The sequence below is a fragment of the Sulfitobacter sp. EE-36 genome, from assembly GCF_000152605.1.
In the GTDB taxonomy this organism is placed as follows: domain Bacteria; phylum Pseudomonadota; class Alphaproteobacteria; order Rhodobacterales; family Rhodobacteraceae; genus Sulfitobacter; species Sulfitobacter pontiacus.
Genome location: NZ_CH959310.1, coordinates 937,264 through 962,320, shown reverse-complemented (window position 1 = coordinate 962,320; position 25,057 = coordinate 937,264). Strand labels below are relative to the sequence as shown.

Below are 25,057 nucleotides of genomic sequence, written 5' to 3'. Positions count from 1 at the left end.
GGCCCTTTCATACAATTGTCAGGTTTTCGCAGATCAGAGGTATAGGCCACCGCTTTGCGTCGTGCCCGCGATATCGCCCGGCAGCACGGTCCCGCCACTTTGCACCACAGCGTTGCTGCTCACGTCAAAACGTTTGCCCGTGGCTGTGCCGGTGAAACCATGCCCGCTGAAATCCGCCTGCCCGGCCATCTCGCAACTCACAAACGCAGTGGCAAAGTCGGGCGTATTCGCCAGCGTCACCGTCTGCATCCCCCGCGCCAGCACAGCCCCCTGCGACAGACGCAGATGATACGCGGCATCGCCGTCGATAACGTACGAACCCGCACCCTCGACGCGCCCGCCAACGATATCCAGATGTCCCCCCGCCGCGCCAAAGACGACCTCATCAACCTCTAACACCGCTTCCGGCAACACCCGGATCGCCGGGTCCGCACCGGTGGTCTCTATCCGCATACCCCGCAATCTCAGACGCCCCGAAACCAGCTCGATCACCGACCCCGTCGCTGTCATCGTGACCGCGTCAGGGTCGCCGGTATTCCCGACAAGCTCAACCAGACCTCCCCCCAATGCCGCGCTTACCGCGACTGGCGAAGCGCCCAGATCATAGCTGCCATCCGCCAACTGAACCGTGACGGCGTGGCCTGCGCTGTCCAAACGGGCGACTTCCTCCATCGCACGGCCTAGCGACGCAAAGGCAGCCGCCCCCGTGCCCCGCCCACTTTGCCCATCGCCACTCTGAAGCGGGTCCACATAGTAAACGCGAGGGGCAGTCAGCTGCTCTCGCCAACCCGAGACTGGGGCGGTTACACGCCCGCTCGCCGCTTCAATGCGCAAAGCTTCCGCCCAATTCGCGCCGTCTGCGCTGACCTTGATGGCGAAATCATCGCTCCCCGAGGTCCCCATCTCGGCCCGCCCCCCGAAGGCGGTCTGGAACAGCAGGCTGGCCGTGTCCCCTTCGGCTGCCTTGTTGATCTTCACCTGATGCCCCGCCCCGTCATTGTTGAACAGCACCGCATCCGACGCCACAACCAACCGGTTATACGCATCCGGCGTCGCCCCGACACCCAGCCGAGGCACATCTTGCAACGCCGGCACCGCCCAGCGCGCGCCGTCGTAAACCACTTGGGTTTGGCCGGGGGCCACAGATGCCACCCAGCCCGGCATCGGCGCGATAAACTGCCACGCCCCATCCACGAAGACCGCGACTTCTTGGTCATGCCCTGCCCAATCCCCCACAGCGTTTGAGGCCACCAGATACCGATCCCCCTCGGCTGAGGTCGCGGGCGGCGTAGTTTCGGTGAAAGACAGGACCGACAGTTGCACAATCGCATCCAAAAGCCGCAGCGCCTCGTTATGGGTCACATGCTTTTGCGCTTGCGACGGTTGAATATACGGAAGGGCGAGAACGGGGGATGTATCGGTCATATGGTGGCTCCTGTTCGGTAGATGGTGATCAGGGCTCACCCTGCCGCAGACAGGTTAACGCGAGCCTGCACCACCGCGCGCGGTATTGCGTAACTGCTCTTATCCGTCATTTCGCAACCAGCGGCTGACAATCCAAAACCGACCCGTTACAAGACCGCCTAGCGCAGAGGGCCAGCGGGCCGCAAGGAGCGGGGCAGCCGGATATGACATCGCCAAAACGCCACCCGAATGGGGCAGCCACATGACCACGATGATCCCCGCCTGGGTCAACGGCAAGCTTACCCCCGTCGAAAAGCTTGAGGTCCACCAGCGCGGTCTGCGCCACAAGGCGATCTCGGTTTTCGTCATGCGCGGACGCGAAACCCTGATCCAGCGACGGGCGCTTGGCAAATATCACACCCCCGGTCTTTGGGCGAACGCCTGCTGTACCCATCCGTTCTGGGAGGAACCCGCGCTCACCTGCGCCAAACGGCGACTGGACGAAGAACTGGGGATCAGCGGCCTAAGGCTCGACCACCGCGACCAGGTCGAATACCGCGCCGATGTGGGCGGCGGCCTGACCGAACATGAGCTGGTAGAGATTTGCGTCGCCGAAGCCGTCGCGCTCACCGATGTGACCCCGAACCCCGCCGAAGTGATGGACACCGCCTGGGTCGACCTCTCCGACCTCGCCCGCCAGACCCAAACCACGCCAGAGCGTTTTACCCCCTGGCTGCGCATCTATCTGGCCGAACACATGGACAGCATCTTTACCGCTTAATCCTCAGTCTCGTCCGCTGGTTCTGGCGCAAACAGCATGAACAGCGCATTCCCTTCGCGTAGCAAATGCACCTCGGCATCACTGGCAGTCATATCTGGTCGGGACGGGCAGGTATCAGGCACCTCATCACAGGCCACCGCCGTCTTTCCGGTCAACTGTTTCAGCCGGAACGGCAGCGCTTTATAAGATTGTATGCCGGCCTTTAGCCCAGCGGCAATTTTCGACGAATCGCCATAGACATAGACCGGCCCCTCTGTCGCCCGCACCTCCTGCGCCCAGAGCTTGGTATCGCTACGCCAATCATTGGACTGCCCATAGGCCAGAAACAGCTGGATGAACCACACACCGATGATCAACAGCAATAGATTGCGCCCTAAACGGCCGTGTAGACCCTCATCCTCGCTCAATATCTGAACCGCACGCACCACAGTGAGCGCAAAGAAAACCCAAAAGAAGATAAACGCGCGCGGCGGAACGATCACCCCCAGTTTCAGCGCCTGAACCACTGCCAGCGCCAGCCCGATCGCCATACCAGCCGCAAGATACAAAGCCTCAAGCGGCGCGCGCTTGCGTAGCACATTCAGGGCAAGGATATAGACAAACGGAATAAGCCCGATCAGCGGCGGATACCCGATGCCGGTCCGGTTGAGGAACAGCGTAAATGTTTCCCCCAGCTTCGGCAGGTTCGCGATTATCCCGCCAATCCCGTCCCCCGCGGTCGGTTCACGCCAATCGGCCACAGGCACGCCAAATACACCGTGAACCTCCCAGTTCAACGTATAGACCGTTAGCACCGCGACAACGAAGCTCGCGCAAAACAGCGCCATCAGCCCCGCCAGATCGCGGATTGACCGCTCCCGCGTGCGCGCAATGCAAATCGCCAGCAGCAGCAGCGGATAGGTCGTATAGGCCATAAAGCTGACGATCACGAAAATCGGCAATAGCCAGCGCAACTGCGCGCTGGAGATGTAACAGGCCAGCACCGCAAACAGCGCCACAACAGCCAACCCGGGGATGAGCGTATTGAACCAGAGCGAGATCAACATCTCGGACGGGCAAACCACCAGCAGCAGGGCCAGCACAACAGTAAACCAGCGCTGCGTACCGGGCCCCATCGCCGCAACGGCAAACGCAGCGACAAACGCCGCCCATAGACTCTGATACAGGGCAAAGTTCAGCCAGGCAGGCGTTACCACCTCGCGCAGGTGCCAGATGTAGTTCAGCCACCGCCCCTCGTGCAGGGTCTTGTTCCAAAAGGCGGGCGCATCCGCGAAAAGGGCGGGATAGTCATCATGGCGGATCATCGGATCCAGCAGATTTTGCCCCGTCAGCAAAAACGCCGCCACCAGTGTGATCAGGAAGACCGGTGCCAGCTGCAGCCGTTCAGATTCGGCCCGCATCGCCAACTGCCGCCCGACCGCCGCCGTCATACAACCGCGCGACCCACGGTCTTGGCACGGCGCGCCCGCAGGGCAAGCACCATCGCCCGCGCTTGCGCAATGGCCGTGACAACGCCGCGTGGCAGGGTCTTGACCACAGCCAAACGCAACCGCCAACCAAGGCTACCCGCGTTGCGCAGCTTTTGGCCCGCAGGCACTTGGGTCGCGAGGATCTCTTTCGGCAAACCCGCGCGCCCGGCCTCATTCACATAAAGGATCGCGTTGTAACGATACCAGGGCGCGATATCCTTGTTGTCCTTCAATGCAGGGCGCACGCAATCATAGGCGACATAGCCCTTGGCCGCGAAAATATCCTGCCAGAAGGACAAGGGCTGTTCGTTCACGTGAAACTCGCCCCCCTGTCCGGTGACCGCAGCGGAAAACAACACACGATCAGACGCCCGCGTCAGACTATCGACCAGAACCTCCGAGGCTTCGGTGGGCAGATGCTCTCCGACCTCAAGGCTCTGCGCCAGATCAAAGCGGCGCCCCGTCTTTACCGGCTGTGTCAGATCGGCGGCCATGAACTGCTCCGGCGCGACTGCCAGCTGCGCCCGGTCTACATAATCCCCGTCTACGGCCAGCACGTCCTCAGCGCCACCTTTGCGCCATTCATCCATCCAGACACCGCGTCCACTGCCCAGATCGATCACCGTCGTGGGCTTCAGCAAAGGAAACAGCAATGACACAAACGGTTTTGCCGAGGCACGCGCACTTTGGTTGATGTAGTCAAAAAATGTATCACTGTAGATATGGCTCATGACATGTACTCCGTCTTGGGGTGCGGCAAGGCGAACACCCATAGGGTCATCAAAATATAGTTCTGCACCGGCAGATACAGCGCAACGGCCAGCGCCGCCGCCCAGGCCGGCATCCCCAAAGCCGCTGCCAGAGGGCCCGTGACAAGCATCGACATGCCAAAACCGCAGCCCACCATGATAGCAAATTTTGTGATCTGGCTGCGATTGATCAGCCGCCGTTCAAAGGTGAACAGGGCATGACCGATGTATTGCAGCACGATCGTCAGAAAAAACGCCAGCGCATTAGCTGCCGGTTGTGGCACCCCCGCCGCCAGAAACGCCGGATACATCGCCACGTAGGATAATGCCGTCATAATGCCGACAACCCCAAAGCGGGCGCACTTATAGTCAAAAACACGCATCAGGCACGCAACCGTTTCACATCGGGGACCATATCGCGCGTATCATCGCTGACAAAATAGAGCGGGCGATCCTTGGCCTCGACGTAAAGGCGACCGATATACTCCCCCAGAATACCCAGCGTCAAAAGCTGCGCCCCCGAGAAGAAGCTAACCGCGAGCACCACCGACGCCCAACCCGGTGCCGTCTGATACACGACCAGCGAATAGATCACATAAACGGCCATCAACGCCGCCATGAACAAGCTGACAAAAGACAGGCGCGTCGCAAGTTTCAACGGCTTCGTCGAAAAGGCGGTCATCGCGTCGATGGCAAAGCGCATCATGGCGCGGAAGGGGTATTTGGTTTCGCCCAAGGCGCGTGGTGCGCGGATATATTCAATACCCACCTGTTTAAAGCCTGCCCAAGCGAACATCCCCCGAATAAAACGGGCCTTTTCCGGCATCGCCAGCACCGCATCCAGCGAGCGGCGGTTGACCAAACGGAAATCGCCCGTGTCCTGCGGGATCGGGACATCGGACATGGCATTGAGGAAGCGGTAGAACAGATGCGCCGTGGCCTTCTTGAACATGGTCTCGCCTTGGCGCTCGCTACGACGGCCGTAAACCACGTCAAACCCGCGATCCATCATGAACATCATATCGACCAGCAATTCCGGCGGATCTTGCAAATCGGCATCCAGCATAAAAATGCGTTCGCCCCGTGCCGCCTCAAGCCCGGCGGTCAGCGCGATTTGATGCCCGCGATTGGCCGAAAGCTTGATACCCACCAGTTGCGCACAGCCGGCTTGCGCGGCCTCGATCGCTTTCCACGTGGCATCGGTGGATCCATCATCGACCAGAATAATCTCGGCCCGATCTTTCCACGGCGCGATCGCCTGCGTCAGCCGCGATACCAGCCCCGGGATCGAGGCTTCTTCGTTCATGCAAGGGATCACAACAGAAAGATACATATCACATCGCCTGAATAATTGACCCGTTCAGGGGTAATGAGACGATGTGGCTGAAATAGGGCACCGATGGGTTCAATTTGCGAAACCTCCACCCGTTAGACAGACCCTTTGAAACGTAAAAGGCCGGACATTTCTGCCCGGCCTTTGGTCATCAATCGTGGTCAGATCAATTGCTGACCGCGTTCCCCACACTCAGGATCTGCGGCAGGATCTGCGAAACAGCGCGGCTCCATTTAGTAACGGGCTGCTGCGCGATAAAGATGATGTCATCAGGGCGCAGCTCGAACCGCGGGGCCAGCGCGAAATTGGCGGCGTTGCGGGCATCCAGATGCCACGCGGTAATGGCCCCCAGTTCGCGCGGGTCAGAGGAAGCGCGCAACACATAGACCTGCGATACATCGCCGGTCGACGACGCCACACCACCCGCATCATACAAGGCATCTGCCAGACTTGCCTTACGCTCGTACGGCAAGGCAAAGCGCGACTGAGTTCCAACCTCACCCGCGAGATAGACATAGTCGCGGTCATCGGCACCAAGATCTAGGCGTGCTTTGTAGTTGTCACGGGCTTCGTCCAGATTATCACGGCGCAAGGACACCTCAAGCTGCAGCTCTTGCAATGCCGAGGCGCGTGCCGCCTGACGCGCCTGAACCAAAGTAATCTGCTGCGCGAAATATTCCTGCGCACGCGCCAGTTCGTATTCCGTGTCGACAAAGATCGCATCGCCGGGCAGCAGGCGGGTCTTGGTCAGGCTCGCGCGGGAATAAAGCTGCGACAGCGGGATCTGATACAGCGTACCATCACGGTACAAACGGATCGAGGCATAGTCCTGATCCTCGACCGTGATCCCGCCGGCAGCGGCCAAGGCTTCTTCCAGATAGAGCGGCGTCAGCGTTACCGGCACAACGGTCGGCTGCGACACGGCGCCCCCGATGGACACACGGCGCGAGTTGAACTCGGAAATCTCGAGGCTGAAAGTCGGGTCAATCTGGTTCTCGACCAGACGCTGGAACAAGGCCGCTTCGGCGTCTTCAATGGTCAACCCGGCAATACGCACACGGCCCACATCGGGAATGTTGATCGATCCGTCATCCTGCACCGTATAGCCTTGGCGCGCGTTTTGTGCGGCCAGCAGCCCGGTCAACTGTTCAACCGATCCGGCGGCACGCGGTGTGGCCAGCAGCACCACATCACCGATACCAATCTCGTAGGGACCGGGATCAACCGGGGGCGGCAGGCGCAGCTCAAGCGCGTTGGGGCGGGTCTGAACGTCGAGTGTGGGCGATGGCAGCGCCCCGGTTCCACGCAGCCCCGAGCCAGAGCCTGCGGTGCGGGAAAACACATCGGGCAGGCTCCGTGGCGCATAGGCGGATCTATTCGCCTGAATGACGGATTCAGCAGTGAGGTTCATCACCCGTACATTGGTGCCGCCAGCGACGCCCTCTACAACTTCAGGTGTTCGGTAAACCGTACCACAGCTTGCAAGGGTCAGGCCCAAAACAGCTACCAATAGGTATCGCACTTTAATACTCCCATTCATCATGTGACACCTCGCCCCCAGACAGGTTCGGCCCCTGTTAACCTTAACGGGCGGCGGCCTTGGTCATCAAATACCCGACCTCATCGCCCGCCCATTGCCGCGCCTGTACAATGGCACCGCTCTTTACACTGACCCAATACGTATTCCGAAACGACTGGTCCAGACTTTTGCAATCCTCGGTTACAACCCGCGTCGGCACGGTGCCGATCTCAAGCGCGAGCGTCGCGCTGCCCTGCGGCTCCACCAGACAGCGATACCCGCGGGTAGAAATCTCATCCAGTCCTGTCAGATTGCTGTGCAACCGGTCTGAATAACCGCGCCGCCCGGACAGGATCAGCGCCTTGGGCTCCGACACATCAGCGGCGAAGAGTTCAGACCCAAGGCCGCGTGTCCCTTGCAGCATCCCGTCTTCCAGCATCAGCGCCGTTAAATCCGAACTCAGCCATGTATCGACACCGTTCACACGCGCCTCGCGCAGCATGCGGCCGGTTTGTGCACGGTTCTCGACGGTCAGCAGCAAGGCGGGGGTCGCGGTATCCTGCACCAGCGCGGCAAAACGCGGCGGAAACCCTTGCGCGGTTTTGGGCACGACTGAATCGTCGTCCACAGCAACGGCAACACCACGCGCCAGAAGATTCTGGCTGGCGCTACAGGCTGTGAGGCCCGCCAGACACAGACCAAGGGTCAACGCACGTAAGATCATCGCAGGTATCTCCCCCAGCTGTCCCGCAGCTCTTTGCCGCGATAGTCGCGCACGACCCCGTGCAAACGGTTGGCGACAGCAAGACGCGCCCCGCCGTCGCGTGTAATCGGCTTGATTGTTTGCTGGACTTTCGTCCGCGACGGGCGTCCGGTCAGCCACGAAAGCGGCACTTCGAACCGCAGGCCCTTGTCGAAAGACCCTTCCCCAAAATCATCAAAGGACACATCCGTGAGCGTGAAATACCCGCCAACCTTGAACCCGTTGTTGAATTCACGATCCAAAGAGAACGTCGCGCCATAGTCACCCGCGAGGTAGCGACCAACGTCTAGCTGCCCAAAAAACCCATTGCCCAGATCATAATAGGCAGAGGCATGGCCGGTCACGACGTCATAGTCCTGAAACCCGAACAGCATGTCGAAATCACGTTGTTTGACATAGTTCAACTCTGCCCCAAGTGCGAGCCGGCTATCCATCGGATACCAAAGCACCTCGGTCGACACCCCGCCAAACATCCCTTCCAGATACCCTGCAGAAACACGACCAAACAGGTCTTTCCCTGGCCGGAACAAATACTCGGCCGTGAGGCTGTTCACCTCAAGCTCAGATTCCTTTGCATAGCGTATAGCATTAGAGCGGACCGGCTCGATCACGGAATCCGACACGCGGAACGATTTATCGATATTACCCACCAGCGGATAGCGGAAACGACCCGCAAAGGTCAGCCCCGGACGGGGCCGGTAATCCATCTTAAGCTGGACGCCGAAATCGGCCCTGATCGGGCTGTTAGGGTCGAAAAAGGACGTGGCGAGATATGGGCCGATCGACGTGTCAAAGACCGGATAGACATCCGCCAACTCGCCTTCGCGGCCCTGAGCATGCCCGTCTTCCAGACGCGCCCGCGCCAGACTGCGCCAGGCACCATCGTAATCAAACTGCAGCTCTTCCAGATCGGATCTTTGCGTCACGATCTGGTTCAGCGGCACGCCGCGCTCCAGAAACACGACCGTGAACTCTTCGATCGCGGGGGGTAGCGTCACCGCCATGGCCCGCGCCGTGCGCCCTGCCGCTTGGGCCTCGTTGTCGAAACGGGTGTTTTCCACGCGCACGGTCGCGCGGTTGCCCGACATGGTGAAGCCTTGCAGCTCCAGCCCGTCTTCCGCCAGCACACGCTGCAACACGGCCTCGACCGCATCACGCCCGCCCCCGGCAGCAGAGTTGTTCCACTCCGCAATCGCCAGCCGGTTGCGCGCGCCGATGGTGCGCGGGGCCTGCTCCAATCCGCCGGGTACGGACGGTTTCTTGGGGTTGATGACATAGCTCAGCTGCGCGCCGACCTCATGCCCCCCGACGACAAACCCCTTGAGGTGCACACCGTTGTTGAAACGATACTCCAACCCCACGTTGAGGGGCGAAGACACGTCGATGCCCGTGTTCACCGATTCCCGCGTGTATTCATCGGGGGAGTATTCGGCGAATAGCGTCATCTGGTCCGACACATTCCACTGCACGCCCGCGAAGACCGACGTCGGCCCGCGGAACCAGTTTCCTGTCTCTAGCTGGCCGCCCGTGTTGGCGTCGCGCGACCGTGTGTCAAAACGGTCTGACAAAATACTGAACGGATTCGAGAATGAGTTCCGCCCCGCAAGCCGCCCCCAGCCCAGACCGCCGGTGACCTCCAGCTTCGACCCGAAGCTTTTGGTGGCCACAAAATATTCACTGCTCAGGATACCGGTGCCCAGAAAGTCACGCAAACCCACGGCGAAAGCAGGGCGTACGTCGGTTTCATCCCAAATCTGGTAATGCACATCAAAGCTGCGATCGAAGGTATCGCCATCAAGGTACGCATTGGTACTGATATTCTTAATCTGCGAATACCGGAATGTCCCATAGAGACGCGGCAAGACCTGGAACGTTGCTGAATACCGGTAGTTGGGGCCAAACGTGCTTGCCGTGAAGGCCAGATCGCCGTCCTTCAACACGCGGGCCGTCGGCATTTCAACCAATCCGGGTGTGCCGTAGGTCGATAAAGATTGCGCTGAACCTTCGGCAAGACTAGTGACGCAAAACGCCCCGGCTAGCATCGAACAAGCTAGTTTCCTCGAGCGCCCTTGCATCTGCTAACCTACCTATTAATTAATTGTTGCGAATACCGGGACCGTAGAGAAGTTTAGGAAGGACTACACTTTGTGTGCCGTCCAATCAACGGATTTACCATTTCGTTGCGCCAGTTTTGCAACACAGAGGATACGCCAAGACCTATGCTGAACCGTTGGTTTAAACGCCGTCAACCTGACCCCGAGCCCGAACCTCATTTCGATCCGATCACACCGGATGTGCCCGTAATTGCGATCGGAGATATTCACGGGCGTTTTGATCTGCTTGAAAGACTGCCCGAACCTCCGGCCGGCACACAGGTGATCTGCGTCGGCGACCTTGTCGACCGCGGCGAACAAAGCGCGCAGGTTCTGCGGGCGCTGCACGAACAGCCCGATATCATCACGCTGATGGGCAACCACGAGCAGATGATGCTAAAGTTTATCGACAATCCGAAAGAGAATGGTCCGCGCTGGCTCCGGTACGGCGGGCTCCAGACTTTGTCGAGCTTTGGCGTCTCGGGCGTGTCGCAAACCTCCTCTGGTGATGATCTGGAACGCGCCCGCGACGCCCTGCAAGGCGCTATGGGCGAGGCCTTGCTCGACTGGGTGATCAACCTGCCAACCTCTTGGGTGTCGGGCAATGTCGCCTTTGTCCACGCCGCTGCTAACCCACTGATCCCTATCAAGGATCAGGAAAGCCGGACGTTGCTTTGGGGGCATGAGGATTTCGGGCGCAAACGCCGCCGTGACGGCATCTGGGTCGTACATGGGCACACAATCGTCGACACCCCGATGATCAAGGGCGGCGTGGTGTCGATCGACACCGGTGCCTACGCGACGGACAAGCTCACCGCCGCAACGATCCACAATGGCGAGGTCGAGTTTAACTACCTCTGATCTGACGGCATCCCGATTTTAACCACACCTTAGGATACCTCTGCTTTAGCTGACACATCGGCACATGCGCCGGTGTTTGGTTGCTATGGGTAAGAGGTGACGATGGCGTTTATCGATATCGGGATACGGCAGGGCAGTGATGTCCATGCACGTCGGGCACCACTTTACGAACGTGGCGGGAAACGGATGTTCGACCTTGCCGTCAGCCTCGCGTTGCTGCCGCTGATCCTGCCGGTGATTATCGTTTTATACTGTCTGGTGGCATCCAAGGGTCAGGGCGGACTTTATGCCCACCCGAGGATTGGGCGCGCCGGCAAGGTTTTCCGCTGTTGGAAAATCAGAACGATGGTCCCTGATGCACAGGCCGCGCTGCCGGCGATTCTATTGGCGCGACCTGATCGCGCGCTGGAATGGGCGTTGTACCAAAAGCTGACCAAAGATCCGCGCGTGATCCCCGGCGGCCATTTCCTGCGCCGCACCGGTCTGGATGAACTGCCCCAGATCTGGAACGTACTGCGCGGCGATATGTCTTTGGTCGGGCCGCGCCCCGTCACCCGGGCGGAGCTGCACAGCTACGGTGATGCCCGCCACGCTTACCAACGGGTGCGTCCGGGGGTCACAGGGCTTTGGCAGGTGTCGGGGCGCGGCATCTTGCTGTTTGCCGAACGCGCTTCGCTTGATGAACGCTATGCCCGCCAGCCAAGCTTTATGGGCGATCTCAAGATCATCGCGCGCACTCTGCCCGTCCTGTTGCGCCCCACCGGATACTGACGGGGCGCAACAACAGTTAACGCGGTGACAAGGCGCTAGACCAACCCTTTGATCCCCGTTGCGGTGGTGCCGCTGTCGCGCACTTTTGAGATGCGAAACGGATAGACGACCCCCGCCATCAAACCGGGCAGAGTGATTGCATCCCCGCTTTTCAGCGTCACCGCGACATCACCGGCCCCACCGACCATAAAGCCACGGGTGATCTGCGGCAGGTCAGCGGTATCGTCGGGCACAATATCAAAGGCCCCGCAAATAGGGCCGGTCAATCCTGCGGTATAGTCATTGAAATTGTCGGTAATTGGCATGTCGCTCTCCGTTTGGTGAAAAGCGCAGCTTGGTCTACCGATCCTACCTAAATCTTACCCCACCGTGCGGAGCACCCCCAAGGCCGGCAACCAGCCTTGGGGAAGATCATTCACGCAAGCTTGCCGTGACAATGCTTGAACTTTTTGCCCGACCCGCAGGGGCATTCATCATTGCGCGCAGGGGTGCCCCACGTGCTTGGATCATTCTCGTCGAACCCCGCCACAGCGGTCGAACCGGACGCGGCTGCGGCGGTCGAAGCCGGCGCTTCGCTGTTCTCTTCCGCCGCCTGCGCTGCGTTAACCTGTGCCGCGGCCTGACGTTCCTGCATTTGCGACAGGATTTGCTGCTGCTCTTCCTCTGTCATCGGACGGATTTGACCCAGCTTCTGGGTCACTTCGGTCCGCAGGCTGTCCAGCATGCTTTCAAACAGTTGGAAGGATTCGTTCTTGTATTCATTCAACGGATCACGCTGCGCATAGCCGCGGAAACCGACGACCGACCGCAGATGTTCCAGCGTCAGAAGGTGATCACGCCACTTGCCGTCAATCGCCTGCAACAACACCTGCTTTTCGATGTTGCGCATATTCTCGGAGCCGAACTGTTCAGCCTTCTGGGCCATCATGTTTTCGCTGGCTTCGACAAGACGTTCGCGGATGACCTCATCGTCGACGCCCTCTTCCTCACACCATGCTGCAACGGGCACATCCAGGTTCAACTGATCCGCAACCGCGGCCTGGAAACCTTGCGTATCCCACTGATCTGCATATGTTTTCGGCGGCATGAACTGGTCGATCAGATCGTCGATCACCTGCTCGCGCATGTCGGCGGTGATCTCTTGCAGGTCGGCGGCTTCCATGATGTCGCGGCGCTGGCCAAAGATGACCTTCCGCTGGTCGTTCATCACATCGTCGAACTTCAACAGCTGTTTACGAATGTCAAAGTTGCGCCCTTCGACCTTGGCCTGCGCGCGCTCCAGCGACTTGTTGACCCAAGGGTGTACAATCGCTTCGCCCTCTTTCAGGCCAAGCGTCGTCAACACTTTCTCAAGCCGTTCAGAGCCGAAAATACGCATCAGATCGTCTTCGAGAGACAGGTAGAAGGACGACCGACCGGGGTCACCCTGACGGCCCGAACGGCCGCGCAGCTGGTTATCGATCCGGCGGCTTTCGTGACGCTCGGACGCCAGAACATACAGCCCCCCTGCGTCGAGCACTTTTTTCTTCTCGTCAGCGTGTTCCGCTTCAATCTTTTCACGGATCGCAACGGGATCGGCATCAGGATCAGCGTCCAGCGCTTCAATCACCTTCAGCTCGACGTTGCCGCCCAGCTGAATGTCGGTGCCGCGACCGGCCATGTTTGTCGCGATGGTCACCGCGCCGAACTTGCCCGCATCTGCCACGATCTGCGCTTCCTGCTCGTGCTGGCGCGCGTTCAGTACGTTATGCTTGATGCCCGCTTCGGTCAGCATCTGGCTCAGCATTTCCGATTTCTCGATAGAGGTTGTACCCACCAGAACCGGTTGGCCTATCGCATTGGCTTCTTTGACCTTTTCGATCATCGCCTGATATTTTTCCAGCGCCGAACGATAGACCTGATCGTCTTCGTCCACACGCGCAACCGGCACGTTGGTCGGGACAACGACAACACCCAGCCCGTAAATCTCGGCGAATTCTTCGGCTTCGGTTTCGGCAGTACCCGTCATGCCCGCCAGCTTGTCATAAAGCCGGAAGTAGTTCTGGAAGGTGACCGAGGCCAGTGTCACGTTCTCGGGCTGGATCTGGCAGCCTTCCTTCGCTTCGATCGCCTGATGCAACCCGTCTGACAGACGACGACCGGACATCATACGTCCGGTGAATTCGTCGATCAGCATCACCTCGCCGTCGCGCACAATGTAATCCTTGTCGCGCTGGAACAGCTTATGCGCCCGCAAACCCTGGTTCACGTGGTGCACGATGGTGGTGCTTTCGGGGTCATACATCGTTAACCCTTCTTCCAGCAGACCGCGGCTGTGCAGCTCTTGCTCGAGGAACTCGTTCCCTTCGTCGGTAAAGGTCACGTTGCGGGTTTTCTCGTCCAGCTCGTAGTGGCTTTCCTGCAGCAGCGGGATCACATCGTCGACGATTTTATACATCTCGGAGCGGTCTTGCGACGGGCCAGAGATAATCAGCGGCGTCCGCGCCTCGTCGATCAGAATACTGTCGACTTCGTCCACGATGGCAAAGTTGTGCTGTTTCTGGAAAATCTGGCTCAGCTCAGACTTCATGTTATCGCGCAGATAATCAAAGCCCAGCTCGTTGTTCGTGGCGTAGGTCACGTCGCAATCATAGGCGGCGCGTTTGTCTTCCTCGGTCATGCCGGACACCGCAGCGCCCGTGGTCAGCCCCAGCGAGGCAAAGACCTTGCCCATCCAGTCGGCGTCCCGTTTCACGAGGTATTCGTTCACCGTGACCACATGCACACCCTTGCCGGTGAGCGCATTGAGGTAAGCGGCCAGCGTCGCGGTCAGGGTTTTACCCTCGCCGGTTTTCTGCTCGGATATGTTGCCCTGATGCAGGAAAATCGCCGACATCAACTGCGTGTCAAAAGCGCGTAGACCCAAGGTCCGGCGTGCGCCTTCACGGCAGTTCGCAAAAGCTTCCGGCAGCAGATCATCAAGGCTTTCGCCGTCAATCGCCCGCTTGCGCAGCTCTTCCGTTTTTTGCTTCAGACCGTCGTCGGTCAAAGCCAAGAATTCTTCTTCCAGCGCGTTGATCTTTTCAACCAGCGGGCGGGTCGCCTTGATTTTACGGTCGTTTGGGGTCCCAAAGACTTTTTTGGCGAGTGTTCCGATGCCCAGCATGCAATCTCCTGCCGAAGTTATGTTCCAAGGCGTCCATCTGCTTGCCGAGCCGCCGGACAGCCCCTAGATACAAGACTGAACGTGCGCCAAGGCCGCGCCCATAGGGCGATGTAAGGGCCGCACTAAACCGTGTCAATGTAGCAGCCCCTTGTGGCTGCCAAACCAAGGACAGATACATGCAAAAACCTCTCACTTTTCTGGCACCATTCGTGGTGGCAGCTTCGCTCGCCCTGCCCGCTGTTGCGCAGGACGACACTGCCGAAAAAACGGATGCGCAGACAGACGTCACCGCTGAAACCGTGGTTGCCACGGTCAATGGCACCGACATCACGATTGGCAGCATGATCATTGCCCGCGCCACTCTGCCCGAACAATATCAACAGCTTCCCCCCGAAGTCCTGTTCAAAGGCATTCTGGATCAGCTTGTGCAGCAAACCGCCTTGTCGCAAGACTTTGACGGCGAAGTGCCAAAGCGGATCGAGATGGCGCTTGAAAACGAACGTCGCCAGCTGATCGCGGGCGAAGTGATCGAGAAAGCAATGGCCCAGGACGTCACCGAGGAAGAGCTGCAAGCCGCCTATGACGAAGCTTACGCCGATGCAGAACCGACCGAGGAATTCAGCGCGTCGCATATTCTGGTAGAAACAGAAGAAGAAGCCCAAGCCGTCAAGAAAGAGCTGGATGAAGGCGCGGATTTTGCCGAGCTGGCGAAAGAAAAGTCCACCGGTCCTTCCGGTCCTGCGGGCGGTACTTTGGGTTGGTTCGGGCCCGGCATGATGGTGCCCGCGTTTGAAACCGCCGTTGCCGAGCTTGAAGTCGGCGCTGTGTCTGAACCCGTTGAAACCCAGTTCGGCTGGCACGTGATCAAACTGGACGACAAGCGCCAGAAAGAAGCGCCCAAGCTTGAAGACGTGAAGGACGAGCTGGAAACCCAGGTCCGTCAGGTCAAGGCACAGACCCTGATCGAAAAGACCACCGAAGCCGCAGATGTTGACCGCTCGGCGGCTGACACAATCGACCCTTCGGTTCTGACTAACCTCGGCCTGCTGGAGTAACAAATGGGCAAAATCACCGCTGTATCCCCGCTGGCACCCGATCACTTCCCTGATCTTCCTGTCATCGATGGTGTGCGTTTCGCCACCATCGCGGCGGGGGTACGGTATCAAGGCCGCACCGATGTGATGCTGGCCGAATTGGCCCCGGGCTCGACGGTGGCGGGGGCGTTTACACGCTCTGCCACCCGCGCCGCCCCGGTACTGGATTGTCAGGCCAAGATCGGCGCGACATCAGACACCGGTGCCGCGATCCTGGTCAACTCGGGCAACGCCAATGCCTTCACCGGCAAGGGCGGCGTCACCGCGGTCGAAGCAATTACCGCTGCGGTTGCTGATGTCTGCAACATTCCCCAATCGCGTGTTTTCACCTCATCGACAGGTGTGATCGGCGAACCGCTGCCCCACGACCGTATTACGGCTGTTCTGGCGGACCTTAAGGGCGCGTTGTCCGACAAGGGCATTTCCGATGCGGCCAAGGCGATCATGACCACGGACACCTTCCCCAAAGGGGCCCGTGCCGAGGTCGAGATTGACGGTAAAACAGTCTCTATCGCGGGGATTGCGAAGGGATCAGGCATGATCGCGCCAGATATGGCGACGATGCTGGTCTATATCTTCACCGATGCGGTTGTCAGCCAACCGGCGCTGCAAAAGATGCTGTCGACCCATACCGATAGCACCTTTAACTGCATCACCGTGGATAGCGACACATCGACCTCCGACAGTTTGATCCTGGCTGCAACTGGCGCGTCGGGCGTGGATGCCAGCGAAAGCGATGCGTTCTCGGAAGCGCTGCACGGCGTCATGCTGAACCTGGCGCATCAGGTTGTGCAAGACGGCGAAGGGGCGACCAAATTCGTCGAGATCGCCGTGACCGGTGCCGCTACGGATGACGACGCCAAGACCCACGGCATGGCCATCGCGAATTCCCCCCTCATCAAGACCGCCATCGCGGGCGAGGACCCGAACTGGGGCCGCGTGGTAATGGCCGTCGGTAAATCAGGGGCCGCTGCTGATCGGGATCGGCTGTCGATCCGCTTTGGCGATATCGAGGTGGCCAAAGACGGATGGCGCAGCCCCGACTACTCGGAAGAGGCAGCGGCGGCGCATATGAAGGGCCAGAACATCACCATCGGCGTTGATCTGGGCCTTGGCGACGGCAAAGCAACGGTTTGGACCTGCGACCTGACCCACGGCTATATCGAGATCAACGCGGACTATCGTTCGTGAAGGTTATCCTTGTCTCGGCGGTTGCCCTGATCGACGTGGACGGGCGCGTGCTTTTGGCACAGCGCCCGCCCGGCAAATCCATGGCCGGTTTGTGGGAGTTTCCGGGCGGCAAGGTCGAAGCCGGCGAAACCCCCGAAGCCGCCCTGATCCGCGAGCTGCAAGAAGAACTTGGCATCGACACATGGGCCTCCTGCCTTGCCCCGCTGACCTTTGCCAGCCATGCTTACGATGATTTCCACCTGTTGATGCCGCTGTTTGCCTGCCGCAAATGGAACGGCACACCGCAGGCGCGCGAGGGGCAGACCCTGAAATGGGTCCGTGCCAATGCGCTGAAAGATTATCCAATGCCCCCTGCGGACATTCCCCTGATTCCGATCCTGCGCGACTGGCTTTAGGGCCAGCGCGACCTCGCAGCTGTTTCTTTACGCGCGTGAATACTGCATCCTTGACTTTTTTGTTGCTAGACTTAGGCAAATTGTCGCTTATAAAGATGCAACTTCAGGTTCTTCGGGGAGGAAACAATGCTTCGCACAATCACCATCGGTTCCACCGTATCCGTCCAGGGTATTTTCGTCCGCGACATGCCCGACGGCCGCGTATCGGTTAAGGTTGATGACGCGATCTATACCGGCAAGCCAATCCAGCGCCGGAACTGATCAGGCACACGCAAAACATCTGAACCATCCCCCTGCCCCAAGCGTTTGCTTAGGTCATCAAGGATGGATCAATCATGAAGCCTCAACGTGTTATCGTTATTCTGAACAAGGGCTCCGGCCGCCAAGACGGGACAGAGCGTAAGTCCCGGATTTCAGACAGGTTTCAACACCACGACATTCCCGCCAGCTTCGTTGAATTCTCGCCCAATGGCGCGGATTTGGGACAGGTAGCGCAATCGACTGCCGAGGCGAACCCCGATGCCACCATCGTCGCGTCAGGCGGCGACGGAACCATCAGCGGCGTCGCCTCGGGCTTGGCCCATGTGCACAACCAGATGGGGATTATCCCCGCGGGCACCTTCAACTATTTCGCCCGTTCCCTGAACCTGCCCGAAACCGTTGACGAAGCCGTGGATGTCATCGCCAAAGGCGTCCTGCGCCCTACGGACATCGCCAAGATCAATGGCAACGCGTTCCTGAACAACGCCAGCATCGGGGCCTATGCCGCCATCCTGAAAACCCGCGAAGGCATCTATGACCGCTGGGGCCGCAGCCGTGTTGCGGCCTATTGGTCGGTGGTCAAAGCGCTGGCAACACTCCGCGCGCCGCTCAGGCTGACGGTGACGATTGATGGCAAATCCTTTAAACATCGGACACCGCTGGTCTTTGCGATCAGCAACGCCTTTCAGCTGAACCAAATGGGGCTGAGCGGTGAAGACTGTATCGCCAAGGGCGGCATGGTGCTGCTGGTTGCCCCCGATACCAACCGTTGGGGGTTGTTCAAACACGCCGCTGCGCTGGCCCTTGGGGTCGCGAAACGTGAAACCGACTATCAAATGCACTGCGGGAACGAGATCACGCTTGAGATGCCGCATAAATCACGCCCCGTTGCCCGCGACGGAGAGCTAAGCCGCATGAAGGGCCCGTTCAAACTGCACATGCAGCGCGAGGCCCTGCAACTGATCGTTCCTGCCGAATTTAACGAGGCCGTCAGATGAGCACATTGGTGCATCTCTCAGATTTACACTTTGGCAAGGATCGCCCCGACCTGCTGGAACCGCTGCTCTCTTGTGTGAACGAACTGAACCCCGATATCGTCGCCATCTCGGGCGATTTCACGCAGCGCGCGCGGCGTAGCCAGTTCGAGGAAGCGCATAACTTTATCCAGCGGATCAACGCGCCTGTCTTGGGTGTGCCGGGGAACCATGATGTCCTGCTTGACCGCCCGTTCCAGCGGTTTTTCATGCCGTGGCGGCGGTATCGCAAATGGATCAACGCCGATCTGACGCCGCGGTATGAAGATGACGATATGGTCGTCATCGGTATCAACTCGGTCGATCGCTTTTCGTGGCAGACGGGAAAGCTGACGGCAGGGCGCATCGCGCATGCCTGCAAGGCGATGGACGACACCGCCGCGCGCAAAGCCCGCGTTTTAGTGGTGCATCACCCGCTAGAGCATCCCAATCACACCAAGAAAAAGCCCATACCCGGTGCCGAAATCGCGCTGGAAAAGCTGCTGTCTTGCGGGGCGAACCTGATCCTGTCGGGGCACCTACACACGTGGCACGCAGAGAATTTTACCGTCGAATCCGGCGGTACCACGGCGATTCAGTTGCATGCGGGGACCAGCCTGTCGTCTCGCGTGCGCGGAGAGCCGAATGATTTCAACCTTGTGAAAATCTCAGACGATCAGGTCTGTGTCGACCGGTTGAGCTTTAACGAAGATAAACGGGTCTTTGAAACGACAGAAGCCCGGACATTTAACCGGGCTTCTGATCATCAGATATCGGACGAAGTGTGACTTAGTCCAGCGTGCGTACGACTTCTTCACGTGTGAAGATTTCGATAACGTCGCCCGGACGGATGTCTTCGTAGTTCTCAAACGCCATACCACATTCCTGGCCTGACGGTACTTCGGCAACTTCGTCCTTGAAGCGCTTGAGCGTTTTCAGCGTGCCCTCGTGGATCACGACATCGTCGCGCAGCAGGCGCACACCAGCGGCGCGGCTTGCTTTGCCTTCGGTGACCAGACAGCCCGCAACCTTGCCAACGCCAGTCACTTTGAACACCTCTTTGATCGACGCATAGCCGATGAAGTGTTCGCGGATCTCGTTGCTCAGCAGGCCACTTGCGGCAGCTTTCACATCATCAACCATGTCATAGATGACCGAGTAATACCGGATCTCGACACCCTTCTGGTTTGCCGAGGCACGGGCCGAGGCGTTTGCACGCACGTTGAAACCGATGATCGGCGCGTTGGAGGCTTCGGCAAGACCAACGTCGGTATCGGTGATCGCACCCACGCCCGAGTGAAGGACGCGCACGCGGACTTCGTCGTTGCCGATTTTCTCCATCGCTTGAACGATCGCTTCGGCAGAACCCTGAACGTCTGCTTTGATCAACAAAGGCAGCTCGCTAATGGTTTCATTCACCTTGGCGTTCGCCATCAGCTGTTCCAGCGTCGTGGCAGCACCAGCCGCAGCACGTTTGTCTTTGGCGGCTTTTTCACGGTATTCCGCAATCTCGCGCGCCTGCGCTTCGGTGTCGGTGACGTTCAGAACGTCGCCCGCACCCGGTGTCCCGTTAAGGCCAAGCACCTCTACCGGCACGGATGGGCCTGCTTCTTTCACGCGCTCGCCCTGATCGTTGATCAGCGCACGGACCTTACCGTACTGCTCGCCCACAACAAAGATGTCGCCCTGACGCAGCGTACCGTTCTGAACAAGAACAGTCGCAACGGGGCCGCGGCCCACGTCAAGCTGCGCTTCGATCACGGCACCGACCGCGGCGCGGTTCGGGTTCGCTTTCAGTTCCAGCAGTTCTGCTTGCAGCGCGATGGCTTCCAGCAGTTCGTCCAGACCTTGGCCCGTGGTTGCCGATACTTCGACGTCCTGTGTTTCACCGGACATCTTTTCAACGATGACCTCGTGCTGCAGCAGGTCCGTACGGACTTTGTCAGGGTTGGCTTCGTATTTGTCGATCTTGTTGATCGCCACGATCATCGGCACCTTGGCCGCTTTCGCGTGGTTAATCGCTTCGATCGTCTGAGGCATCACTGCATCATCCGCCGCGACCACCAGAACGACGATGTCGGTGACCTGCGCACCGCGCGACCGCATCGAGGTAAAGGCCGCGTGGCCCGGTGTATCGAGGAAGCTCAGAACCTGACCGTTGTCGGTTGTGACCTGATAGGCACCGATGTGCTGCGTGATACCGCCCGCTTCGCCGGACTGAACCTTGGCTTTGCGGATCGCGTCAAGCAGCGATGTCTTACCGTGGTCAACGTGGCCCATGATCGTAATGACCGGAGGACGCGACACCAGATCTTTCGGATCGTCTTCGGCTTCCTTGATCACATCTTCAACGTCAGCGTCGGAAACGCGCACCACTTTGTGGCCGAATTCCTCGATGATCAGCTCGGCTGTGTCAGCGTCGATGGTTTCGTTCTGCGTGACCATCATGCCGTTTGTCATCAATGCTTTGACGACAGCGCCAACGCGTTCGGCCATCCGGTTCGCCAGTTCGGAAACCACGATCGCCGGAGGCAGGTTGACGTTGCGCACGACCTTTTCACGCTCAACCGAGCCGCCCATTGCCTTCTGGCGCTGGCGTTCCTGTTTGCGTTTCATCTGCGCCATGGACCGTTGACGGCCACCTTCGCCACCGGACAAAGCCTGGTTCAGCGTCAGTTTGCCGGAACGACGGCTATCGTCGCCACCCTTGTTGCGCTTGTTGGTTTCCTCGCGGTCGCCTTCTTTCTTGCGGGCCGCAGGGGTCGGTGCGCCGGATTTGATGTTCGGCGAACGCGGCGCGGCAGGGGCCGCTGCGGGGGCTGCGGCAGCGGCTGCTGCGGCTTCCGCTTCTTTCTTGCGGCGCTCGTCCTCTTCGGCTTTCGCCTTCAGGCTTTCCTCGCGCTCACGCTCTTCGGCTTCTTTCGCCTCGATCTCGGCACGACGACGCTCGCGGTCTTCCGCGCGGGCCTTTTCCTCGGCTGCGCGTGCTTCGGCTTCTTCCGCCTCGCGGGCGCGGGCAGCCTGAACCGCCTTCAGCCGGCGTTCCATTTCGGAATCGGTGATCCCTGCCGGACGCTTGGAGGGATCCCCGAGCGATGGATTGCTACCGCCGCCGGCTTTTGCGCCAGCAGGTTTGGGCACCACAACGCGCTTGCGCTTGGTCTCGACCACGACGTTTTTCGTCCGCCCGTGGCTAAAGCTTTGCTTTACGTTGCCGGGACGCGAAGACGCTCCCCGCAGGCCCAATGTCTTTTTGCCGTCACTATCGCTCATGAAGCTCGTCTATCCTTTCGGGTGACCGTTGCCACCCTCGTTTATGCGCACGCCTTTTAACCGCTGAGCCTCCTCTACAACACGAGAGGTAAGACCACCAGAGGCGAGCGCCCCATGTATCACAGTTTGGCGTCCGAAAGCCAAACCCAATTCGTCTGCCGTCAGCCAGCCAATGTAATGGCCGTAATGCGGCGTGCTTAGTTTCGATTTGCCGCGGCCCGATCCATCTACTGCCTGGATCAACACTTCGGCTTCTTCCATTTGCAGCCAACCTTTGACTTTTTCGTAGCCCGCAACGGCCTTGCCCGCCTTGCGTTGCAACGAAATCAGGTCAACCACACGGCGGACAAGTTGCTTTTCAACTTCATCCACCAAATCATCCGCAACCTTGACAGGTTGCTTGGCCGAGCGGGCGAACAGACCCTTCTTGGCCGCTTTTTCCAACGCGGCCCGATCCGCTGACACATACATCCCCCGACCGGGCAGTTTTCCCATGATATCCGGGAAAACATGCATGTCGGGACCAATGACAAAGCGGATCAGTCCGTTTTTGGGCTGCGCCTCGCCAGTGGCGATACACTTTCGTTCGGGACCGTCTTGCCGGTCTTTAGAAACGCCACCACGTGTCATATCGTTCCCCAAGGCCCCGCGATCAGGCCTCGGCCTCCTCGTCCGTGTCGATGTCGGCATCGAATTCTTCGTCGACATCATCCGCTTCAAGCTCGGCAGGATCGACCCACCCCAGCAGGACGCGCGCGGTCATGATCAGCTTTTGCGCATCTTCCAGCGACAGATCGAAAGGTTCAAGTGTCCCTTCATCCTTGGTGCGTTCGCCATTCACGGTAGTCCAGCCGCCGGCCAGCTCCCAATCCGCGCAAGTCGCGAAATCTTCGAGCGTTTTTACGTCGTCTTTGGCCAGTGCCTCAATCATTTGGGGTGTCAGACCGTCGAATTCAATAAGCGTGTCGTCCACACCCAAGGCGCGCGCCGCATCAAGCGCCGCTTTGTTCTGCGCTTCGATCACGTCACGGGCGCGGGCTTGCAGTTCGCTTGCGGTGTCTTCGTCAACACCGTCGATGACCAGCAGCTCGTCCACTTCGACATAGGCGACTTCTTCGAGGTTGGTGAACCCTTCGGAGACCAGAAGCTGGGCAAAGAATTCGTCCAGATCCAGATTGTCCATGAACAGCTTAGTGCGCAGTTCGAACTCTGCCTGACGGCGCTGGCTCTCTTGCTCTTCGGTCATGATGTCGATGTCCAGACCGGTCAGCTGCGACGCCAGACGCACGTTCTGACCACGACGACCAATCGCCAACGACAGTTGTTCTTCGGGAACGACGACTTCGATCTTGCCCGCTTCCTCGTCCAGAACAACCTTGGAGACCTCGGCAGGCTGAAGCGCGTTCACAAGGAACGTCGGCTGGTCTTCGTTCCACGGGATAATGTCGATCTTTTCGCCCTGAAGCTCGTTCACAACGGCCTGAACACGGCTGCCGCGCATACCAACGCAGGCCCCCACAGGGTCGATGGATCCATCATAAGAGATGACAGCGATTTTCGCGCGCGAACCTGGGTCACGGGCAACGGCCTTGATCTCGATGATGCCGTCATAGATTTCAGGCACTTCCATCTTGAACAGTTCGGCCATGAACTCGGGCGCGGTGCGGCTCAGGAAGATCTGCGGGCCACGCTGTTCGCGACGCACGTCTTTGATGTAGACACGGATACGGTCGTTCGGGCGATAGCTTTCGCGGCCGATTTTCTCGTTGCGACGCAGGATCGCTTCGCCAGCGCCCACATCGACGATAACGTTGCCATATTCCTCGCGCTTGACCAGACCGTTGATGATAGTACCGGCGCGGTCTTTGAATTCTTCGTACTGGCGGTCACGCTCGGCTTCGCGGACCTTCTGCAAGATCACCTGCTTGGCGGATTGTGCGGCGATACGGCCCATTTCAACCGGCGGGACTTCTTCGCTGAATTCCTGACCGACTTCGGGGTTAGCCATATACTGCTTGGCCTGCTCTACCGTGAACTCCGCCTGATAGTTCTCAAGCTCGTCATCGGCCACAACCGTACGCACACGGGTAAAGGTCGCGCGACCGGTCTTGCGGTCGATGGAAACGCGAATGTCCATCTCAGCGCCGTAGCGCGACTTCGCCGCCCGAGCGAGCGATTCTTCCATCGCTTCAACCACGAGATTGGGGTCGATCATCTTTTCGCGGGCCACAGCCTCGGCGGTTTGCAGCAGTTCCAGCTGGTTGGCAGATGTAATGGCCATTTAGTCGTCTCCCTCGGTGGACCCTTCGGTCTCGATGTCATCGAATTTGGTTTCGTCAATCGCACCGGACGCTTTGCGTTGGCGCAGCATTTCTTTGATCAGATCGTCGGTCAGAACCAGTTTGGCGTCGGTCAGCCAATCGAACTTGAGCCCGATGGTGCCTTCCTCGACGTTGATCAGCACCTCGTCATCCTCGACGCCTGCCAGCTCGCCCTTGAAGCGGCGGCGGCCGTCGATCAGTTCGCCGGTTTCGATCTTGGCTTCATAGCCCTCGAACATCTCGAAATCCTTGAGCCGCGTCAGCGGGCGGTCGATGCCGGGGCTCGACACTTCAAGGGTGTATTCATCAAGGATCGGATCCTCGACATCCATGACAGCGCTGATGGATTGGCTGATCAGGGCCAGCTCGTCCACCTCGATACCGCCATCGGGACGGTCTGCCATCACCTGCAACGTCGTCGACTTGCCCGACATCAGGCGAACGCGCACCAGTTCAAACCCCATATCCTCGATCACCGGTGTGATGATCTCGGCCATGCGGCGATCAATGGCTGCTTTTGCAATCAGGTCGTTGTTCATAATCTCACTATCATCCTGCAGTTTCGAGCAGGCACAAAAAAACGGGCGCGCGGCCCGTGTTCAAGATCGGTGGAGCCTCAGG

General features: G+C 59.2%; 23 protein-coding genes. 9 read left to right on the top strand and 14 right to left on the bottom strand.

From position 1 onward, the window contains the following. Positions 1 to 33 precede the first annotated feature (33 nt). Positions 34 to 1,425, bottom strand: coding sequence for a DUF2793 domain-containing protein (locus tag EE36_RS07235; RefSeq protein WP_005850896.1), 1,392 nt, complete (start codon positions 1,423 to 1,425; stop codon positions 34 to 36). 241 nt (positions 1,426 to 1,666) lie between these two features. Here EE36_RS07235 and idi point away from each other — a divergent pair, with 241 nt between their 5' ends. Continuing rightward, positions 1,667 to 2,185 (top strand): isopentenyl-diphosphate delta-isomerase, encoded by a 519-nt coding sequence (gene idi, locus EE36_RS07230; RefSeq protein ID WP_005850894.1) that lies wholly within the window; start codon positions 1,667 to 1,669, stop codon positions 2,183 to 2,185. On the opposite strand, the gene EE36_RS07225 is transcribed toward idi, so the two are convergent. The 7 genes from EE36_RS07225 to EE36_RS07195 form a co-directional block, all read right to left on the bottom strand. Further along, positions 2,182 to 3,585 carry a hypothetical protein gene (locus EE36_RS07225; protein WP_254655559.1) on the bottom strand — a complete coding sequence of 468 codons (1,404 nt, stop codon included), beginning with the start codon at positions 3,583 to 3,585 and terminating at the stop codon, positions 2,182 to 2,184. The two genes, idi and EE36_RS07225, sit on opposite strands and share 4 nt — an antisense overlap. A gap of 26 nt (positions 3,586 to 3,611) precedes the next feature. Beyond that, the gene (locus EE36_RS07220) at positions 3,612 to 4,385 is read right to left on the bottom strand and encodes a methyltransferase domain-containing protein (RefSeq protein ID WP_005850890.1); all 774 of its coding nucleotides are present in this window, start codon (positions 4,383 to 4,385) and stop codon (positions 3,612 to 3,614) included. Beyond that, positions 4,382 to 4,786, bottom strand: a complete 405-nt coding sequence (locus tag EE36_RS07215; protein WP_005850888.1) for a GtrA family protein — start codon at positions 4,784 to 4,786, stop codon at positions 4,382 to 4,384. The genes EE36_RS07220 and EE36_RS07215 overlap by 4 nt, the downstream gene beginning before the upstream one ends. Next, on the bottom strand, positions 4,786 to 5,736 hold the full coding sequence (locus tag EE36_RS07210) for a glycosyltransferase family 2 protein (RefSeq protein ID WP_005850885.1): 951 nt from the start codon (positions 5,734 to 5,736) through the stop codon (positions 4,786 to 4,788). Before EE36_RS07210 ends, EE36_RS07215 begins: the two co-directional genes overlap by 1 nt. 166 nt (positions 5,737 to 5,902) lie before the next feature. Next, positions 5,903 to 7,147 carry a polysaccharide biosynthesis/export family protein gene (locus EE36_RS07205; RefSeq protein WP_005850883.1) on the bottom strand — a complete coding sequence of 415 codons (1,245 nt, stop codon included), beginning with the start codon at positions 7,145 to 7,147 and terminating at the stop codon, positions 5,903 to 5,905. A 172-nt stretch (positions 7,148 to 7,319) separates the two neighbouring features. Then, the gene (locus tag EE36_RS07200) at positions 7,320 to 7,979 is read right to left on the bottom strand and encodes a YjbF family lipoprotein (protein ID WP_005850881.1); all 660 of its coding nucleotides are present in this window, start codon (positions 7,977 to 7,979) and stop codon (positions 7,320 to 7,322) included. Continuing rightward, complete coding sequence (locus EE36_RS07195) at positions 7,976 to 10,060, bottom strand: YjbH domain-containing protein (protein WP_302621058.1); 2,085 nt, start codon at positions 10,058 to 10,060, stop codon at positions 7,976 to 7,978. The genes EE36_RS07200 and EE36_RS07195 overlap by 4 nt, the downstream gene beginning before the upstream one ends. 177 nt (positions 10,061 to 10,237) lie before the next feature. On the opposite strand from EE36_RS07195, the gene EE36_RS07190 reads away from it, so the two are divergent. Beyond that, entirely contained in the window at positions 10,238 to 10,972 is a 735-nt protein-coding gene (locus EE36_RS07190) for a metallophosphoesterase (protein ID WP_005850877.1), read from the top strand. Positions 10,973 to 11,074: 102 nt separating this feature from the next. After that, positions 11,075 to 11,743 carry a sugar transferase gene (locus EE36_RS07185; protein WP_005850875.1) on the top strand — a complete coding sequence of 223 codons (669 nt, stop codon included), beginning with the start codon at positions 11,075 to 11,077 and terminating at the stop codon, positions 11,741 to 11,743. Between the two features lie 35 nt (positions 11,744 to 11,778). On the opposite strand, the gene EE36_RS07180 is transcribed toward EE36_RS07185, so the two are convergent. Further along, positions 11,779 to 12,048, bottom strand: coding sequence for a hypothetical protein (locus tag EE36_RS07180; RefSeq protein WP_005850873.1), 270 nt, complete (start codon positions 12,046 to 12,048; stop codon positions 11,779 to 11,781). A gap of 110 nt (positions 12,049 to 12,158) precedes the next feature. Beyond that, positions 12,159 to 14,888: a preprotein translocase subunit SecA gene (gene secA / locus EE36_RS07175; protein WP_005850870.1), complete on the bottom strand. Its 2,730-nt coding sequence runs from the start codon at positions 14,886 to 14,888 to the stop codon at positions 12,159 to 12,161. Positions 14,889 to 15,064: 176 nt separating this feature from the next. Here secA and EE36_RS07170 point away from each other — a divergent pair, with 176 nt between their 5' ends. The 6 genes from EE36_RS07170 to EE36_RS07145 all read left to right on the top strand — a co-directional run bounded on the left by EE36_RS07170 (position 15,065) and on the right by EE36_RS07145 (position 19,630). After that, positions 15,065 to 15,943 (top strand): peptidylprolyl isomerase, encoded by an 879-nt coding sequence (locus EE36_RS07170; RefSeq protein WP_005850869.1) that lies wholly within the window; start codon positions 15,065 to 15,067, stop codon positions 15,941 to 15,943. Between the two features lie 3 nt (positions 15,944 to 15,946). Further along, a complete protein-coding gene (gene argJ / locus EE36_RS07165) occupies positions 15,947 to 17,173 on the top strand; it encodes a bifunctional glutamate N-acetyltransferase/amino-acid acetyltransferase ArgJ (protein WP_005850867.1) in 1,227 nt (408 codons plus the stop codon). Then, positions 17,170 to 17,568 (top strand): 8-oxo-dGTP diphosphatase MutT, encoded by a 399-nt coding sequence (mutT, locus tag EE36_RS07160; RefSeq protein ID WP_005850865.1) that lies wholly within the window; start codon positions 17,170 to 17,172, stop codon positions 17,566 to 17,568. Before argJ ends, mutT begins: the two co-directional genes overlap by 4 nt. A 126-nt stretch (positions 17,569 to 17,694) precedes the next feature. After that, the gene (locus EE36_RS17750) at positions 17,695 to 17,829 is read left to right on the top strand and encodes a hypothetical protein (protein WP_005850863.1); all 135 of its coding nucleotides are present in this window, start codon (positions 17,695 to 17,697) and stop codon (positions 17,827 to 17,829) included. Positions 17,830 to 17,903: 74 nt separating this feature from the next. Then, entirely contained in the window at positions 17,904 to 18,827 is a 924-nt protein-coding gene (locus EE36_RS07150; protein WP_005850861.1) for a diacylglycerol kinase family protein, read from the top strand. Next, positions 18,824 to 19,630: a metallophosphoesterase gene (locus tag EE36_RS07145; protein ID WP_005850860.1), complete on the top strand. Its 807-nt coding sequence runs from the start codon at positions 18,824 to 18,826 to the stop codon at positions 19,628 to 19,630. The genes EE36_RS07150 and EE36_RS07145 overlap by 4 nt, the downstream gene beginning before the upstream one ends. A gap of 1 nt (position 19,631) precedes the next feature. On the opposite strand, the gene infB is transcribed toward EE36_RS07145, so the two are convergent. The 4 genes from infB to rimP are packed head-to-tail and all read right to left on the bottom strand — an operon-like array spanning position 19,632 to position 24,975. Further along, positions 19,632 to 22,115 carry a translation initiation factor IF-2 gene (infB, locus tag EE36_RS07140; RefSeq protein WP_005850858.1) on the bottom strand — a complete coding sequence of 828 codons (2,484 nt, stop codon included), beginning with the start codon at positions 22,113 to 22,115 and terminating at the stop codon, positions 19,632 to 19,634. A 9-nt stretch (positions 22,116 to 22,124) separates the two neighbouring features. Next, positions 22,125 to 22,745, bottom strand: coding sequence for an RNA-binding protein (locus EE36_RS07135; protein ID WP_005850857.1), 621 nt, complete (start codon positions 22,743 to 22,745; stop codon positions 22,125 to 22,127). A gap of 22 nt (positions 22,746 to 22,767) precedes the next feature. After that, the gene (gene nusA, locus EE36_RS07130) at positions 22,768 to 24,396 is read right to left on the bottom strand and encodes a transcription termination factor NusA (protein WP_005850855.1); all 1,629 of its coding nucleotides are present in this window, start codon (positions 24,394 to 24,396) and stop codon (positions 22,768 to 22,770) included. After that, the gene (gene rimP / locus EE36_RS07125) at positions 24,397 to 24,975 is read right to left on the bottom strand and encodes a ribosome maturation factor RimP (RefSeq protein ID WP_005850854.1); all 579 of its coding nucleotides are present in this window, start codon (positions 24,973 to 24,975) and stop codon (positions 24,397 to 24,399) included. Between the last annotated feature and the right edge of the window lie 82 nt (positions 24,976 to 25,057).